13 protein-coding genes and 1 other annotated feature are annotated in these 15,948 nt (G+C 44.8%); of the genes, 11 read left to right on the plus strand and 2 right to left on the minus strand.

Features of this window, described 5'->3' with window-relative positions; all coding sequences use genetic code 11:
• Positions 1-23 precede the first annotated feature (23 nt).
• The 6 genes from AC4EG4_RS17510 (at position 24) to AC4EG4_RS17535 (ending at position 7,749) form a co-directional block, all read left to right on the plus strand.
• Complete coding sequence (locus tag AC4EG4_RS17510; protein WP_490988546.1) at positions 24-1,637, plus strand: YceG family protein; 1,614 nt, start codon at positions 24-26, stop codon at positions 1,635-1,637.
• Between the two features lie 20 nt (positions 1,638-1,657).
• Positions 1,658-2,740, plus strand: coding sequence for a toxic anion resistance protein (locus tag AC4EG4_RS17515; RefSeq protein WP_490988547.1), 1,083 nt, complete (start codon positions 1,658-1,660; stop codon positions 2,738-2,740).
• Between the two features lie 18 nt (positions 2,741-2,758).
• Positions 2,759-3,337, plus strand: coding sequence for a TerD family protein (locus AC4EG4_RS17520; RefSeq protein ID WP_490977206.1), 579 nt, complete (start codon positions 2,759-2,761; stop codon positions 3,335-3,337).
• Between the two features lie 263 nt (positions 3,338-3,600).
• Positions 3,601-4,767, plus strand: coding sequence for a M20 metallopeptidase family protein (locus AC4EG4_RS17525; RefSeq protein WP_490988548.1), 1,167 nt, complete (start codon positions 3,601-3,603; stop codon positions 4,765-4,767).
• A gap of 124 nt (positions 4,768-4,891) precedes the next feature.
• Positions 4,892-6,421, plus strand: coding sequence for an AbgT family transporter (locus AC4EG4_RS17530; RefSeq protein WP_490988549.1), 1,530 nt, complete (start codon positions 4,892-4,894; stop codon positions 6,419-6,421).
• A 29-nt stretch (positions 6,422-6,450) separates the two neighbouring features.
• Positions 6,451-7,749, plus strand: a complete 1,299-nt coding sequence (locus tag AC4EG4_RS17535) for an amidohydrolase (RefSeq protein WP_490977209.1) — start codon at positions 6,451-6,453, stop codon at positions 7,747-7,749.
• Positions 7,750-7,801: 52 nt separating this feature from the next.
• Here AC4EG4_RS17535 and AC4EG4_RS17540 read toward each other — a convergent pair whose 3' ends face one another.
• A complete protein-coding gene (locus AC4EG4_RS17540; RefSeq protein WP_490977210.1) occupies positions 7,802-9,235 on the minus strand; it encodes a M20 family metallopeptidase in 1,434 nt (477 codons plus the stop codon).
• A 236-nt stretch (positions 9,236-9,471) separates the two neighbouring features.
• Positions 9,472-9,699: a binding site (T-box leader), on the plus strand.
• An 89-nt stretch (positions 9,700-9,788) separates the two neighbouring features.
• Between AC4EG4_RS17540 and AC4EG4_RS17545 the strand changes: the two genes are divergently transcribed.
• Both AC4EG4_RS17545 and serA read left to right on the plus strand, forming a co-directional pair.
• On the plus strand, positions 9,789-10,952 hold the full coding sequence (locus AC4EG4_RS17545; RefSeq protein ID WP_490988575.1) for a pyridoxal-phosphate-dependent aminotransferase family protein: 1,164 nt from the start codon (positions 9,789-9,791) through the stop codon (positions 10,950-10,952).
• Positions 10,949-12,535 (plus strand): phosphoglycerate dehydrogenase, encoded by a 1,587-nt coding sequence (gene serA, locus AC4EG4_RS17550; protein WP_490988550.1) that lies wholly within the window; start codon positions 10,949-10,951, stop codon positions 12,533-12,535. The genes AC4EG4_RS17545 and serA overlap by 4 nt, the downstream gene beginning before the upstream one ends.
• A 40-nt stretch (positions 12,536-12,575) precedes the next feature.
• On the opposite strand, the gene AC4EG4_RS17555 is transcribed toward serA, so the two are convergent.
• Complete coding sequence (locus AC4EG4_RS17555) at positions 12,576-13,361, minus strand: HAD family hydrolase (protein WP_490977212.1); 786 nt, start codon at positions 13,359-13,361, stop codon at positions 12,576-12,578.
• A gap of 138 nt (positions 13,362-13,499) precedes the next feature.
• On the opposite strand from AC4EG4_RS17555, the gene AC4EG4_RS17560 reads away from it, so the two are divergent.
• The 3 genes from AC4EG4_RS17560 (at position 13,500) to AC4EG4_RS17570 (ending at position 15,765) form a co-directional block, all read left to right on the plus strand.
• The gene (locus AC4EG4_RS17560; protein WP_490988551.1) at positions 13,500-14,603 is read left to right on the plus strand and encodes a nitric oxide synthase oxygenase; all 1,104 of its coding nucleotides are present in this window, start codon (positions 13,500-13,502) and stop codon (positions 14,601-14,603) included.
• Between the two features lie 13 nt (positions 14,604-14,616).
• On the plus strand, positions 14,617-14,832 hold the full coding sequence (locus AC4EG4_RS17565) for a hypothetical protein (RefSeq protein WP_490988552.1): 216 nt from the start codon (positions 14,617-14,619) through the stop codon (positions 14,830-14,832).
• Between the two features lie 213 nt (positions 14,833-15,045).
• On the plus strand, positions 15,046-15,765 hold the full coding sequence (locus AC4EG4_RS17570) for a YebC/PmpR family DNA-binding transcriptional regulator (protein ID WP_490988553.1): 720 nt from the start codon (positions 15,046-15,048) through the stop codon (positions 15,763-15,765).
• The last annotated feature ends 183 nt before the right edge of the window (positions 15,766-15,948 follow it).

Genomic DNA, 15,948 nt, shown 5'->3' on the forward strand with positions numbered 1-15,948 from the left:
CAACAAAGCAAGGAGAGATTCCGATGGTTCAATTGCATCCGATCCCCGCAAAAACCTGGGATCCGGAAAAAATCGGGGAATGGCTGAAAAAACCGATTGTGGATCACAGCGAAACCAAAATTGAAGAAAATCAGATTACGTATCCACAGTTGCTTGGACAAGTCACAGGCATGCCGCTTGATAGCGACGAGTATTTTGCCGGCATCTACGATGTCATCGAAGCTGCGGATGGACGATTAATTCGGCTTTCCGATAAGATGAACAAACATATCGAACAAGATCGTCTCCGGACATTACAGGATTTGTTCGAAATGAATAAAAAAGAAAATGGATTGTCGCCAAACCGTATGGTGGCATTTCTCGATGGTAAAGGACTGCTGCCCCGATTGAAAGATTCTGATTTGAATCGGCGCCTTCGGGTAGTACTGATTGATATTTTAAAAGCTTTTCAGGAGCAATCGGGAGGAAGTACCACCCATTCTTCTTTCCGGCGCGTTACGACTGACTTGGTCAAGTGGATGTTCAATCACTTGGAACCTGAAATTGAAAAATTGTCGTTGGAAAAAGGACTGCCAGGCTTTTTGTGGTATGGCAGCGCTTCAGAAAGTGAAACTTGGTTTTTGAAGCTTTCCGCAACTTTTGGTTTTCATATCATCGTTTACGATCCTAAAGGAGAAGGCTGGTTCGAGCTGGCAGTTGGAAAAGAAGGGCTTCACAGCCACAGTTTCCAAGTAAATGCTCCAACACTCTTGCCTTTTCCGGAAGAAAAGCCGAAACGTGTTGGGACGGTTGCCTACCGCGCAACTCAGGAAGTGGACCGGTTGTTGCATCACGATGATTCAGGGCTTTATAAGCCCTTCCAGTTCAAAGCCTATTTGACCCGTTCGGTCCGGCTTAAAACGACAATGGATGAAGCGTTCATGCTGGCCAAAGAGCGTGCGATGGTTCGGCCATCGTTTTCGGTTGCGGGAGGCAGCGTTAACATTCCAGTCGTTTTCTCCAAGCTCATGGGCATCGAGAAAGACCGAAGACGCTTTTGGGAAAACGTCCATAATTTAACTGAGCGTGAAGATACAAAACTAATCCGAAGCTTTCCGTTTATCGAAGAGCGAAAAGGCAATCAGCAATTCCATTATCGTGCTGCTCTTGGAAGAGATGGCCTTCTGGATCCGGAAAAAATGAAAGCTGCACATTGGTGGAGATATAATAAATTGCCGGATGGTGTTCAAACTGCGATTGCAGCAGCGATTGCCCGACATGTAGAAAAGCCGATCTTGTTGCCTCAGAACAATGAGTCGCACGAAGAATTACAACTTTATGCTTTTTCACAATGCATGTCGCTGCCGGATTCGGTGATTCAATTGATCCAACTGTTTGATTATCCGCAGTTTGTACCGACCATGCTGTTTTATAACGAAGAAAAAGACGGTGAGTTGAGCCGTGCAGATGCCAATATGATCGCCTTGATCCACATATTCGGACTTGATGTCATCATCATTAACCCACAAGGGCATCAGGATATCGAACGTTGGGTAGATCCCGAATCATTTGATACGCATTGGCTGGACGAACGCAGCTTTAACGAGCCTTATCGTGAACCCTCAGTGGTGAAAAAGATATTCAGAAAATGGCTTTAGCCAAAAAGGAGTGAAATCGGATGACCAATATGCCAGATCAAATTGAACAACAGGAATTGGTAATGAAAGATGAAAATCAATTAAAGGTTCAGTTGAAAAAAGATCCTGAAGTTCTCCAGCTAGCTGCCAAGATTGATCCGAAAAACCAAATCGCTTTATTGGAATTTGGCCGCGAACCTGCAAATGAGATTTCGGCCTTTACAGGAAAAGTCTTAAATTCTGTCCAGGCAAGCAGCATGGAAGAGTCCAGTGAATTGCTGAAGCAACTCGGCAAAATTATGGATAAGTTCGATAAGAAAGATTTTGTTGAAAAGAAAGGCTTTCTCAGCAAAATGTTCAACAAAGGCAATAAAGTGATTGAACAGCTCTTCAACAAGTACCAGACCATGGGGAGTGAAATCGACAAAGTTTATGTCGAAATCACAAAGTATGAAGGCGAAATGAAAAAATCAACCACAACATTGGAAGAGCTGTACAACCAGAACTTCAATTACTTTATGGAACTGGAAAAGTATATTGCTGCAGGTGACATTAAAGTAGAAGAACTGAGAGCTAAGGAGCCTGATGTCCGGGCAAAAGCAGAGTCAGGCGATCAACTGGCACTTATGGAATTGAACTCGCTGCAAAATGCCATCGAGCTTCTGGAACAGCGCGTCTACGATCTTGAAATGGCCAAGCAGGTTTCTTACCAGTCAGCACCACAAATCCGTATGCTGCAGCGTGGGAATACGAAGCTGATTGGAAAAATCAATTCGGCTTTCGTTACTACCATTCCAATTTTCAAAACTGGCTTGATCAATGCCATCGCAGCAAAACGCCAAAACTTGGTAGCTGAGTCAATGAGCGAATTGGATCGCCGCACCAATGAAATGTTATTGAACAATGCCAACGACATTTCCCGCCAAAGTGTTGATATCGCAAGAATGTCGGGACAACCGAGCATCAAGATTGAAACCATTGAGCAAACATGGGAAACTATTATGCAGGGGATGAATGACACGCGCGAGATCGAGCAGGAAAATCGCAAAATGCGTGAAGAAGGACGTCTCCGCATCGAAGAATTGCAGAAGAAATACGAAGACACGCAACGTAAAGCTAATTAATCGGAGGAGGAAATCAATATGTCAACAATCAACCTTTCAAAAGGACAGAAGATCGACTTAACGAAAACAAATCCGGGCCTAACAAAAGTGGTCGTCGGTTTGGGCTGGGATACCAATAAATACAGCGGTGGCGGAGATTTCGATTTAGACGCTTCAGTCTTCCTTGTAGGAGAAAATGGCAAATCACGCGGACCTGAAGATTTTATCTTTTACAACAATCTTGTCGGGGCGAATGGTTCGGTTACCCACACTGGCGACAACTTAACAGGCGAAGGCGAAGGCGATGATGAGCAAGTAATTATTGATTTGCCAAATGTACCTGCTGATGTCCATAAAATCAGTTTTACCGTAACGATCCACGAAGCAGAAAGCCGCGGACAAAACTTTGGCCAGGTTTCAAATGCCTTTATCCGCATTGTTAATGAAAGCTCAAACGAAGAATTGATCCGCTATGATTTGGGGGAAGATTTCTCGATTGAAACAGCGTTAGTGGTTGGTGAATTGTACCGCCACGGCAGCGAATGGAAATTCAACGCAATCGGCAGCGGCTACCAAGGCGGCCTTGCAGCATTAGTAAATGATTACGGCTTAGGTTGATCGTAATTAAAAAACCGTTTATCAGTTTGCAAACTGATAAACGGTTTTTTGGGTTTAAAAATGAAAGAGTAGCTATATCTGACTAAATCTAGTTTACAACACAATATTAGTAGGATTCAGTGGTCCTGCTTATGCATAGTTTTGATTAAGTGATAGCGCTTCAGTGTAGTAAAATTGTCATTAAATTATGAATACTCGACATAGATTTTTTTATCTATGCTATCCTCAAAAGAAGATATAAAACTAGAGAGGATGAAAAAACGATGGCAATTATCGATCATGTAAAAGAAATTAGAAGAGCGTTGCATCAAAATCCGGAATTGGGTGGAGAGGAATGGGAAACGTCAAAACGGATACAGGAAGAGCTGCAAAAAGCAGGAATTTCCTTCAAAACTGGTTTTGCGAAAACGGGTGTTCTCGGTGTGATTGAGGGCAGCGGTGAAGGTGGAACAGTAGCATTGCGGGCTGATATTGATGCGCTTCCGATTTTAGAAAAGACGGTTGTCGATTTTAAATCCAAAGTGGACGGAAAAATGCACGCCTGCGGACACGACGCACATACTTCAATGCTGCTTGGGACAGCGTTCAAGCTACAAGAAATGAAAGAACAACTTTCAGGCCGTGTCCTGCTTGTTTTTCAGCCAAATGAAGAAGCATCGCCGATTGGAGGAGCAAGACCAATGATGGAAGATGGGCTTTTTGATGAATTTAAGCCCGATGTTATCTTTGGCCAACATGTTTGGCCAGATTTGCCTGTCGGCCAGATTGGTGTGCGCGACAAAGAAATGATGGGTGCATCTGATACCTTGTCTTTCACCATCAAGGGAGCAGGCGGACATGCCAGCATGCCACATCAAGGAAAAGATGCGATTGTTGTAACAGCTGAGTTTATCTCAAGTCTGCAGTCGATTGTCAGCCGCAATATAAACCCACTGGAATCTGCTGTCATTACCATCGGCACAATCAACGGAGGTTACCGCTATAACGTGATAGCGGATCAAGTAGTGTTAAAAGGGACTGTCCGAACTTATAGCGAGAAAGCCAAAGCAACCGTAAAACGCCGACTGGAAAATCTTGTGAAGGGCTTCGAAATGGCTTATGAAGTAGAAATCGAATTTGATTATGTTGACGGTTATGGTGCTACGATCAACACTCCTGAATGGGCAGAGTTGGTACGAGGCAGTGCGACTCAATTGTTGGGAGAAGGCGCATTGCCAGAAGTAGACCCTTCGATGGCGGGAGAAGATTTTTCACGATTTTTGGAAAACATTCCGGGTGCATTTTATTGGCTTGGCTGCTCGAAAGCAGACGAAGAATCTCCCAAACCCCTGCACGATCCCGAGTTCTTTTTTGACGAATCTGCTTTGGAAGTAGGAGTCGAAACCATGGTGAAAGTAACTGTAGATGCACTGAATAAATTAAAAGGATAATTAAGGGAAATGCGTATAATTATTAATAAAAGTGAATTAATTATCGGAATCGCTTGATTATTAGCTGTTTTTTTGCCTATAATATTAAAAAAGTTAAGATTTTAAAAGAGTGAGGAGGAGAATTATGAAAAAGCCAGAGCAAAATGGAGAAAAGAAAGGGTTTTTTATTCGTTTCTTGAATGTTGTCGAAAAACTGGGCAACAAGTTGCCAGATCCATTTATGATTTTTGTCTATTTGGCAGGTTTCGTCATAATTGCATCATTTATTTTTAGTTTGTTTGACGCTTCTGTTGTTCATCCAGGAACTGGAGAAACCTTGGCAATTGAAAATTTATTGTCTTGGGCAGGGTTGCAGTACATAATCACTTCCATGTTGACCAACTTTACTGGTTTTGCTCCTTTGGGAACTGTTTTGGCCATCATGCTCGGAATTGGACTTGCAGAGAAAGTAGGATTATTGGAAGTTGCTATCCGCAAAACCATAATGAAAGCTCCTGCTTCAATCGTTACATATGCAATTGCTTTTGTAGGCATCATGGGGAATATCGCATCCGATGCTGCCCAAATTTTAATTCCTCCATTGGCTGCAATGGTATTTTACAAACTGGGAAGACACCCGCTTGCTGGATTGGCTGTTGGATTTGCCAGTGCGGGAGCCGGGTTTACGGCCAATCTCTTGATTGTTGGAACAGATGCGTTGCTGTCTGGGATTTCGACAGAAGCTGCTGCTATTTTGGATGACACGCTAATTGTCACACCTGCAGATAACTGGTATTTCAACATAGTATCGGTATTTGTTATGACCATTGTAGCGGGACTTGTAACAGAAAAAATTATTGAACCAAAACTTGGCAAGTACGAAGGAACATCAGTTATCGATGTCAGTGCTAAAGAACATCCGAAAGCCAATAAAGGATTGCGCAATGCCGGTTTGGCTGCTCTTGCCTATATTGCTGTTCTGGTTCTGCTGATTGTTTGGCCGGGATCTTCTCTTCGAAATGAAGAGGGGGGCATGATTCCTTCGCCATTCTTAACGGGAATTGTTCCGATTATTTTAGGGCTATTCCTGGTTCTGGGAATTGCTTACGGAAAAACAGTTGGCGCCATCAAAAATTCTGGAGATGCAGTCGGCTTTATGGCTGAATCCATCAAGGATATGTCAGGGTTTATTGTGTTGATCTTTGCGGCGTCTCAATTTATTGCGTACTTTACATGGACCAATATTGGAACTTGGATTGCTGTAAATGGAGCAGAGTTTTTAACGCAAATCAACTTTACAGGCATTTACCTGATTGTCGGCTATATTTTATTCACGGCGTCCTTAAACTTCCTGATTACTTCAGGGTCAGCAAAATGGGCTTTGGAAGCTCCGGTATTTATTCCATTGTTCATGCAATTGGGGTACCACCCAGCGTTTACCCAAATGGCGTATCGCTTGGGCGACTCTTCAACGAACATTGTGACACCGCTGAATCCATACTTTATTGTGGTACTTTCTTTCCTAAAAGAGTATGACAAAAAAGCGGGTATGGGAACGTTGATTTCATTGATGATTCCGTATACTGTGTCCTTCTTGGTTGTCTGGATTATCCTATTCTTGATTTTCTTCTTTACCGGCTTGCAATATGGACCGGGAATTACTCCATATCTATAACAGATAACTCAAAATGAGGAGGGGAAAAATTGGCAGAAAAATTAATCGACGAGCACTTGCAGGAACAGATGATCCAATGGCGGCGCGACTTGCACCAGCATGCAGAATCTGGTTTTTTGGAAATGCGAACGGCTTCGCTGGTCGCCAAACGCTTGACGCAACTTGGCTACCCGCTGAAAATGGCTGGAGAAGTAATGATAGCCGACCAGCGGATGGGTGTGCCAAGCCAGGGAATTTTGGCGGCACATTATAAATGGGCCGAAGCGAACGGAGCTGACTTGGAATGGCTGCCGAACTTTAAAGACGGTCTGACAGGAATCGTTGCCGTACTGGAAACTGGAAGGCCAGGTCCGACCTTAGCGTACCGCTTTGATATGGATGCCCTGGACATACAGGAAGAGCTGGCTGAAGGCCATATTCCATTTGACCATGGCTTCCAGTCTATCAATGCAGATAAAATGCATGCCTGTGCACACGATGGCCATACATCGATTGGGCTGGGATTTGCTGAAACGCTAATGACCAATAAAGATAAGCTGGCAGGAACCATCAAGCTGATTTTCCAACCGGCAGAAGAAGGGACACGCGGAGCAAAATCTATGGTAGCGGCAGGAGTCGTTGATGACGTAGAGGTCTTTATCGCGATGCACTTGGGGACGGGTGTGCCGACAGGTGAATTTGTGTCGGGCAATGCCGGATTTTTGGCTACTACCAAGCTGGACGTGGTTTTCAAAGGAATTGCGTCTCATGCAGGCGGTAAGCCGGAGGAAGGGCGCAATGCCTTGATGGCTGCTTCTTCTGCAGTTCTCGGGTTGAACGGAATTCCACGCCATTCGGCCGGAGCTTCCAGGATTAATGTTGGTGTTCTAAATGCAGGATCCGGACGCAATATAATACCGGCAACTGCTCAAATGAAAATCGAAACCCGTGGAGAAACTTCTGAAATCAATGATTATATTCGAGCGCAGGCGTTTGCGGTTCTCGAAGGCGCCGCGGCAATGTATGGAGTCGAAGTAAGCACAGAAGTGGTCGGTGAAGCCAAGAGCAGCATTCCGAGCAAAGAATTGGTGGAAACCTTGCATGCTGTGGCACAGTCCTCTCCTTTCTTTACGAAAACCATTGATTGGTCCACTGATTCGGCTGGATCTGAAGACGCGACTTATTATATGGAGCATGTAAAATCACGCGGGGGACAAGCAACTTATTGCATCGTCGGCAGCGATTTAGCGGCCGGCCATCACAATGAACGATTTGATTTTGATGAAGCATCGATGCTGGCGGCAGTTGACGTGTTGTATCGATCTGCACTGAAAATAAGCAAGGCATAAGAAAAAGACGGCGGGGATTTCCTGCCGTCTTTCTTATGGCTAAAAAACTTTGTTATTTTACAGCTGAAGGCTGAACGCCTTCAGGAATCGGGCAGCTATAGGCTTCTTTTGCCCGTTTTGCTTCGTGTTCAGCTTTAATGGCCTGCAGGTCTTCTGGATGATGGTATAAATGGATGGCTGTGTTCGCCATGGCTTCAGAAGACAGCAGCATGCCGCTGTGGGCAAACGAACCGATGCCTTGTGTCACCATTTGCCATGTGTGAAGAGGCGTACCGATAGCCGAAGTGGCAGTAGTCAGTTGAGCGGTCGGAACAATCCAGCTGACATCCGAAACATCTGTAGAACCGGCCATAACCTCATTGGAAGGAGCGTAATCTGAAATGATATCCGCTAGATACTTTCCTTCGAATTCATTGCCGTCCCCATTGTATCCAAAAGTTTTCATACCGGCGAGAAAATTGTTTTTTTCGCCCTCGGACAAGGTTTGCCAAATCCCTGCAGCAAATTCCTTTTCTTGCTCAGTTGGTTGGATGGCTCCGGCTTCCTGCAGTTTTTCGTTCAGAATGGTTTCCAGCATCCGGTTCGGTTCATAGTTGGAACAGGCTTTATCGAAGACAATAGTCATCTCGGTTTCGGTCATTAGCGCAGCGCCTTGCGCAATTTTACAGACGCGTTTGTAGATTTCATCGACTTGTGCAACTTTGGGGGCGCGGATCAAATACAAAACTTCCGCTTCGGATTGCACAACATTTGGCGAGAAACCGCCGCTGTTGGTGATGGCGTAATGCATGCGAGCTTCTTGCACGACGTGCTCGCGCAAGTAGTTGACGCCGACATTCATCAATTCGACTGCGTCCAATGCGCTGCGTCCCAAGTGAGGAGAATTCGCCGCGTGCGACGCCACTCCTTTGAAACGGAAATACACTTGGTAATTGGCAAGGCTCGACAAGCTCATGATGGAGTTGGAGTAAGAAGGGTGCCAGGTCAAAGCAATATCCAAACCATCAAAGACGCCTTCCCGTACCATGAAAGTTTTGCCCGAGCCGCCTTCTTCGCCGGGGCAGCCGTAAAATTTTACGGTTCCACTAATGTTGTTATCAGTAAGATAAGCTTTTACCGCATATGCCGCCGCCAGAGAACCGGTCCCAAGCAGGTTGTGTCCGCAGCCGTGTCCGATGCCGCCTGGATCAATCGGTTCCTGCTTGGTGAGATTGGCTTTTTGGCTGAGTCCGGATAAGGCATCAAATTCACCTAGAAATCCGATGACTGGCTTTCCTGTGCCGTAACTTGCTACAAATGCGGTTTCAATTCCACCAACTCCGCGTTCGACTGAAAATCCCTCTTTTTCCAATTCATCTGCTAAGAAAGCGGCAGATTCAAACTCCTCGTATCGTGTTTCGGGATGCTCCCAAATATATTGACTGATGGATTCAAAATGCTTCCTGTTGCTTGTTAAGTAGTTGCTGACTGCAGAATCAATTGCCATCCCAGTTCCTCCTTAAAAATAAATTCATCTTTAGTATAACAAAATTATGTCGTATTCTGAAAACAAGTCAGAGTGGATCTGCTTTATCGAATTGTGAAAAAACTTTTATCTTTTTTTATACCTTACGGCTTCTGGGTTTGCAATAATGGAAACGGTTGCAAAGAAATCTAAATATTTTTTATATATTGACAATGGATTTTGGACTGTATATGATGGAGTCAATTCAAATATACAGATTAACTATATTGATGGAGATACGCTTTATGCAAAGAAATCTCAAGAGAGCTGATGGTTGGTGAAAATCAGTGGTTTCGGCATTTTGCAGCACTCCTGAATAGATGGATTGAATACCCCAGTAGGTCCATTCGCTTCATGTCCGTTACGCATGTGAACCAATGAGGCTGTCGGGTTGCTGACAGTGAATTAGGGTGGTACCGCGAAACAGAAGACTCTTCGCCCCTTGCATCTTTATGTAAGGGCGGAGAGTCTTTTTTGCGTCTCATACAATTACTGCCCGCAAAAGCGGGAAATCGAGAGGGGAATGAATTTTACTATGCTGACAGACCAACAAATTTTACGAATCCCAGGACCAACGCCAATTCCGCCAAGCGTGCAGCGTGCCATGGCACAACCGATGATTGGGCACCGCGGACAAAGTACATCCGAAATGATTAATGACATCAGACCTAAGATGAAACGCGTTTTTGGAACCAAGCAGGAAGTGCTCATTTTGACAGGCAGCGGTACCGCTGCTCTCGAAGCAGCGGTCGTTAATACGGTTGCTCCTGGCGAAGAAGTTTTGGTTCTTGTAACCGGCGCATTTGGAGATCGTTTTGCGAAAATTTGTCAAGCATATGAAATTCAGACCCACGTATTCGAAGTGGAATGGGGGCAGGCGGTTGATCCGGAAGCGGTAAAAAACTTTCTTCTGGAACATCCTGAAATCAAAGTGGTCTTTTCGACATTCTGCGAAACTTCAACGGGTGTTCTGAATCCCATCAAAGAGCTGGCCGCTGCTGTGAAAGAAGTATCAGAAGCCTTGGTCATCGTCGATGGTGTATCCTGTGTAGCAGGTACGGAAACCGAGATGGACAAATGGGGAATCGATATAGTCGTTACTGGCTCACAAAAAGCCTTCATGCTTCCGGCCGGCCTTTCGTTCATTGCTGCGAGTGACCGGGCTTGGAAGAAAATCGAAGCCAATCCACAGCCACGGTTTTATTTGGACCTCAAAAAACATAAAGACAATATGTTAAAAGATACAACACCGTTTACACCGGCTCTTTCCATTTTATTCGGATTGCAGCAAGTGCTCGAATTGCTGGAAGAAGAAGGGCTGGAGCAGGTATACGCCAGGCATCACTTGATGAAAGACATGACACGTGCGGCTTTCAAAGCATTGGGCATCCCATTGCTGACTTCCGATAAAGATGCATCCCCGACAGTGACAGCCGTGAAACCGAATGACTTTGATCCGGAAGAATTCCGGAAAGTGATGAAGAAAGAATTTGCGTTGGAAGTGGCAGGCGGCCAGCAGCATTTAGCGAAAAAGATTTTCCGCATCGGCCACATGGGTTATTGCTCTCCGGCTGACATGTTGCAAACGTTGGCAGCCATGGAAATTGGTTTGATCAAAGTAGGGAAAAAAATCGAACTTGGCAAAGGAATCGCCGCTGCACAACAAGTGTATTTGACAGAAGGGAAGGAAATTAAATGACTTTTCACGTTTTGATCAGCGATCCACTTAGCGAAGAGGGAATTTATCCCTTGCGCCAGGCAAACGGCGTAAACATTGTCATGGAAACCAACTTGACGCCGGAACAATTGGGCGAGCGCATTGATGGTTTTGATGCGCTGCTTGTCCGGAGCCAAACACAAGTAACACGCGAATTAATTGAAAAAGCTTCGAACTTGAAAATTATTGGGCGCGCAGGTGTTGGTGTCGACAACATCGATTTGGAAGCGGCTACCGAGCACGGAATTATCGTTGTCAATGCACCGGACGGCAACACCAACTCGGCCGCTGAACATACGATGGCGATGCTGATGTCAATGGCGCGCAAAATCCCTCAAGCGTTTCACGCGTTGCGCAATCAAAATTGGGACCGCAAATCTTATGTGGGCGTCGAATTGAAAAACAAGACCCTTGGAGTAGTCGGATTCGGCCGAATTGGCCAGGAAGTGGCAGCGCGTGCGAAAGGACAGCGAATGAACATCATTGCATATGATCCTTTCCTGACAGCTGAAAAAGCAGAAAAGCTTGGCGTGGATTTCGGTTCTGTGGAAGATGTACTGAGAGTGGCGGATTTTGTGACGGTCCACACGCCTTTGTTGAAAGAAACCAAGCATTTGATCAATAAAGAAGCATTTGCCATCATGAAAGACGGCGTGCAGATCGTCAACTGTGCACGCGGCGGCATTATTGATGAAAATGCATTGTTTGACGCAGTAAAATCAGGGAAAGTAGCGGGGGCTGCGCTTGATGTGTTTGAGCAGGAACCAATGGTCGATTTTCGGCTTTTGGATTTACCCGAAATCATCGCCACGCCGCATTTGGGCGCCAGCACATTTGAAGCCCAGGAAAGTGTCGCAGTAGATGTCAGCATGGATGTTGTCAGCTATTTCACAACAGGAACTGTCCGGAATTCAGTGAACTTGCCGTCTGTACCGAAAGAAATCATGAAAAAAATCGAGCCTTACTTTGATTTATCAGAGCGTTTGGGTGCTTTTTTGACCGATTTGACCGGTGCAGCCGCAGAAGAAGTGACGGTTCGCTATGCTGGCGATTTGGCCAATATGGAAGTGGGGCCTTTGACGCGCAATATGCTGAAAGGCATGCTCAAGCGCCACCTCGGCAAGCACGTCAATGATGTCAACGCGATGTATATCGCCAATCAAAAAGGCATTGTCGTCAGTGAACAAAAAACGACCGAATCAAAAGGGTTTACGAGCCTGATCACGGTGGAAGTAAAAACGGCAAAAGGAACCAGAAAAGCTGCGGGAACTTTGTTGAACGGACAAGGCGCACGCATCGTTAAAGTGGATGATTATTTGGTGGATGTTGTGCCAGAAGGACATCTGCTGTACGTTCGCCACAATGACCGTCCAGGTGTTATCGGCCGTGTCGGCACCCTGCTTGGTCAGGAAAATGTCAACATTGCCACAATGCAGGTAGGACGTTCAATTGTTGGTGGAGACGCCATCATGATGCTGTCCATCGATAAACCTGCAGAAACAAGCAGTTTGGAGCAACTTGCAAAATTAGAAGAAATTGAGGGAGTTACTCCCATCAATTTATAGAAAACACAAAAGAGGTCCTCATAGCGAGGACCTCTTTTGTTTAAATTTGTTCCAGCAGCTGAAGCAATTCCTCCAAATGCTGGATTTCGTATGTTGGAATGATGGATTCATGCGGTGCCTTTTGTTCCCGGTTGACCCAGACAGAGCGGATTCCTGCTTTTTCAGCACCGATAATATCCGTCATTAAGTTATCACCGACCATCAACACTTCACCCGCAGATAAACCGAATTTCGATAAAGCATGGTGAAAGATGGTGGGATCCGGTTTGCCTTTTCCAAATGCCCCTGAGACGACAATATGATCAAAAAAAGGAGCAATCTCCGGTGTGATTTCAAGCTTGGTCTGCTGCAGACTTGGCGATCCATTGGTCAACAACAGCAAGTGGTAATGGCCTTTCAAATCTTCCAGTACCTTTAAGCTTTCTTCATACAAAATGGGATTTCTTTTTCGAGCTTCGGGAAAATATTCTGCAAGCTGACCACCGATTTCTGGGCTGTCGATTCCCATCTTTTTCAGGCCGAGCGTCCAGGCGTCCCGGCGATAAGCAGGAACAATCGTTTTCATTTGCTGAAAATCTGTTCCTTCGTCATCAAATGTTCCCCATAGCCCCTCGAACGGATTAATGCCGATCATTTTGGTGAAATCATATGTATTGTATCCGGCATAAAGCATAGTAGCTGCAGCTCTTACCGCTTCTTCCAGACCGGAACAATCTGAGCCTGTTAGTTCTTCTGCCAACGTGCACGTTTCCTGGAATGCTTTCTCCACACTCTTCTTGTCCCATAACAAGGTGTCATCTAAATCGAAAAAAATCGCTTTGACCATTGGTGTGAGTTCCCCCTGACAATAATGTTGCTTGGCTCTAGTGTACTGGAAAAGCTTTTAAAAACATAGCGTGTTCAGAGTTCTGTCACTGAAAAAAATAGAGACTGAGTGCTATGATATGGACAAGGAGTGAAAACAATGATGATAAGCAATTCGACGATGCTTTTATTGGAAGATGCTACTGAATATATAGAAATTTGCTACGATGAGCTGGGGAAAAATGAATACCAGAAAGCTGAAAGGCTGCTTGAAATTAAATCAGAAATCGAGCAAACCGGAACTTATACACACAGTTTCGAGGAGTTAGAGCACGGAGCACGTATGGCGTGGCGCAACAACAATCGCTGCATTGGCCGATTATTTTGGAATTCACTAACGGTCTTTGATGAACGCCACCAAACAACGGCAGAAGGAATCTTTGATGCATTGGTCCAGCATATTGATTTTGCTGGCAATAATGGAAAAATCCGTCCCACAATTACTGTTTTTCGTGCAGCAAAGGAGCAGGAAGAATCGCTGCGTTTATGGAATCACCAGCTGATCCGCTATGCAGGATATGAAACTGAGGCCGGCATCATTGGAGATTCCAGTTCAGTGGAACTGACGAAGCTTTGCCAGGAACTTGGCTGGCAGGGAGCAGGAACGGCTTTTGATATTTTGCCTTTGGTCATTCAATTGCCGGGTGAAGAACCTGTTCTGAAGGAAATTCCGCGGGAGTCCATTATGGAAGTCGAAATCGGGCATCCTGAAATCCCCGAACTTTCAAAGCTTGGCATCAAATGGTACGGAATTCCAATCATTTCAGACATGATGCTGGAAATTGGCGGCATTGCATACAAGATGGCGCCTTTTAATGGCTGGTATATGGGCACAGAAATCGGTGCCAGAAATTTGGCAGATGAGGATCGATATAACCTTCTGCCTGCAGTAGCAGAACTCATGGAATTGAATACACAATCAAATCGTTCTCTATGGAAAGACAAAGCGTTAGTCGAATTGAATATCGCTGTTCTGGAGTCGTTCCAGGAAGCAGGTGTGACCATCGTCGATCATCACACAGCAGCGAAGCAATTCAAAAATTTTGAGAAAAAAGAAGAAGTGGAAGGGCGCGATGTCACCGGAAATTGGGCGTGGCTCATTCCGCCAATGTCTCCCGCCACAACACATATTTTCCACAAGCCTTATAAGAACAATGTGGTTAAACCAAATTATTTTCATCAAAAAGCTCCCTATCAATCATAAGGAGAGGATACGAATGAAAGAATTCAAAATAACCTACTTTTTTGATGAAGAACATTATATCCGCCGCTTTATTCACATGGAGTCACAGGAAGAAGCCGAACAATTGATACAAAGCGAACGGGATCAATACATTTCGTTTCATGACAGCCGCGGAATCTATCATGAACTGAACACGCGGAACGTTCGGGTCATTCAAGTTTCGGAATATCATCGGATGGATAAATTCTGAAAAAGCGCAGCCTGCAGTGGGCTGCGTTTTTATTAGAAGGGTTTGGGGTTATAATTAGTTGAAACTGTGGAAAGTTGCTGATATGCAAAGTATTGGATCAGACAAAAACTGTGGTTTTTAGCTGTAAAATGCGTTACTTCGGAAAGATTTGTACTATAATAGTACATAGTGAACTTCATAGAAATTGAGAATTTATAGAGAGAAGGAAATTGAATGGGACGCAAATGGAACAATATTAAGGAAAAGAAAGCATCTAAAGATGCCAACACAAGCCGGATTTACGCAAAATTCGGACGTGAAATATATGTAGCTGCCAAACAGGGCGAACCGGATCCAGAATCAAACCAAGCTTTGAAAGTAGTTTTGGAACGTGCAAAAACCTACAGCATTCCACGAGCGATTATCGACCGTGCAGTGGAGAAAGCTAAAGGCGGCTCGGAAGAAAGCTATGACGAATTGCGCTACGAAGGATTCGGACCGAATGGTTCTATGGTCATCGTGGATACGTTGACAAATAACGTCAACCGCACCGCATCAGACGTCCGCGCGGCGTTTGGAAAGAACGGCGGCAACATGGGAGTCAGCGGATCTGTTGCTTATATGTTTGACCATACGGCAGTGTTCGGAATCGAAGGAAAAACTGCTGACGAAGTGCTGGAACTGATGATGGAAGCGGATATCGATGTCCGCGATATCATGGAGGAAGAAGACGGTGTCATCGTCTATGCTGAACCGGACCAATATCATTTGGTGCAGGAAGCATTTAAAAATGCAGGAATTACTGAGTTTACAGTAGCAGAGTTGACGATGCTTGCTCAAAACGAACTGCCGCTGCCGGAAGATGCGCAGGCACAGTTCGAAAAAATGATTGATGCTATCGAGGATTTGGAAGATGTTCAGCAGGTCTACCACAACGTAGATTTAGGTGAGTAGCATCAAGAGAAGTTTTGATTAAATCAAAACTTCTCTTTTTTATGGATGGAATTCTGATAATTAGAAATTTGGCTTGTAATTCAAAAAAACAATGCCTATACTAGCTTTGAATCTATAGAAGAATCAGTTTGGTTAAAAATGCAAGGGCTCTCATTTGTGCAAAGATTTTCATCCGAAAACATA

This window comes from Planococcus sp. TJ-201, assembly GCF_058268495.1.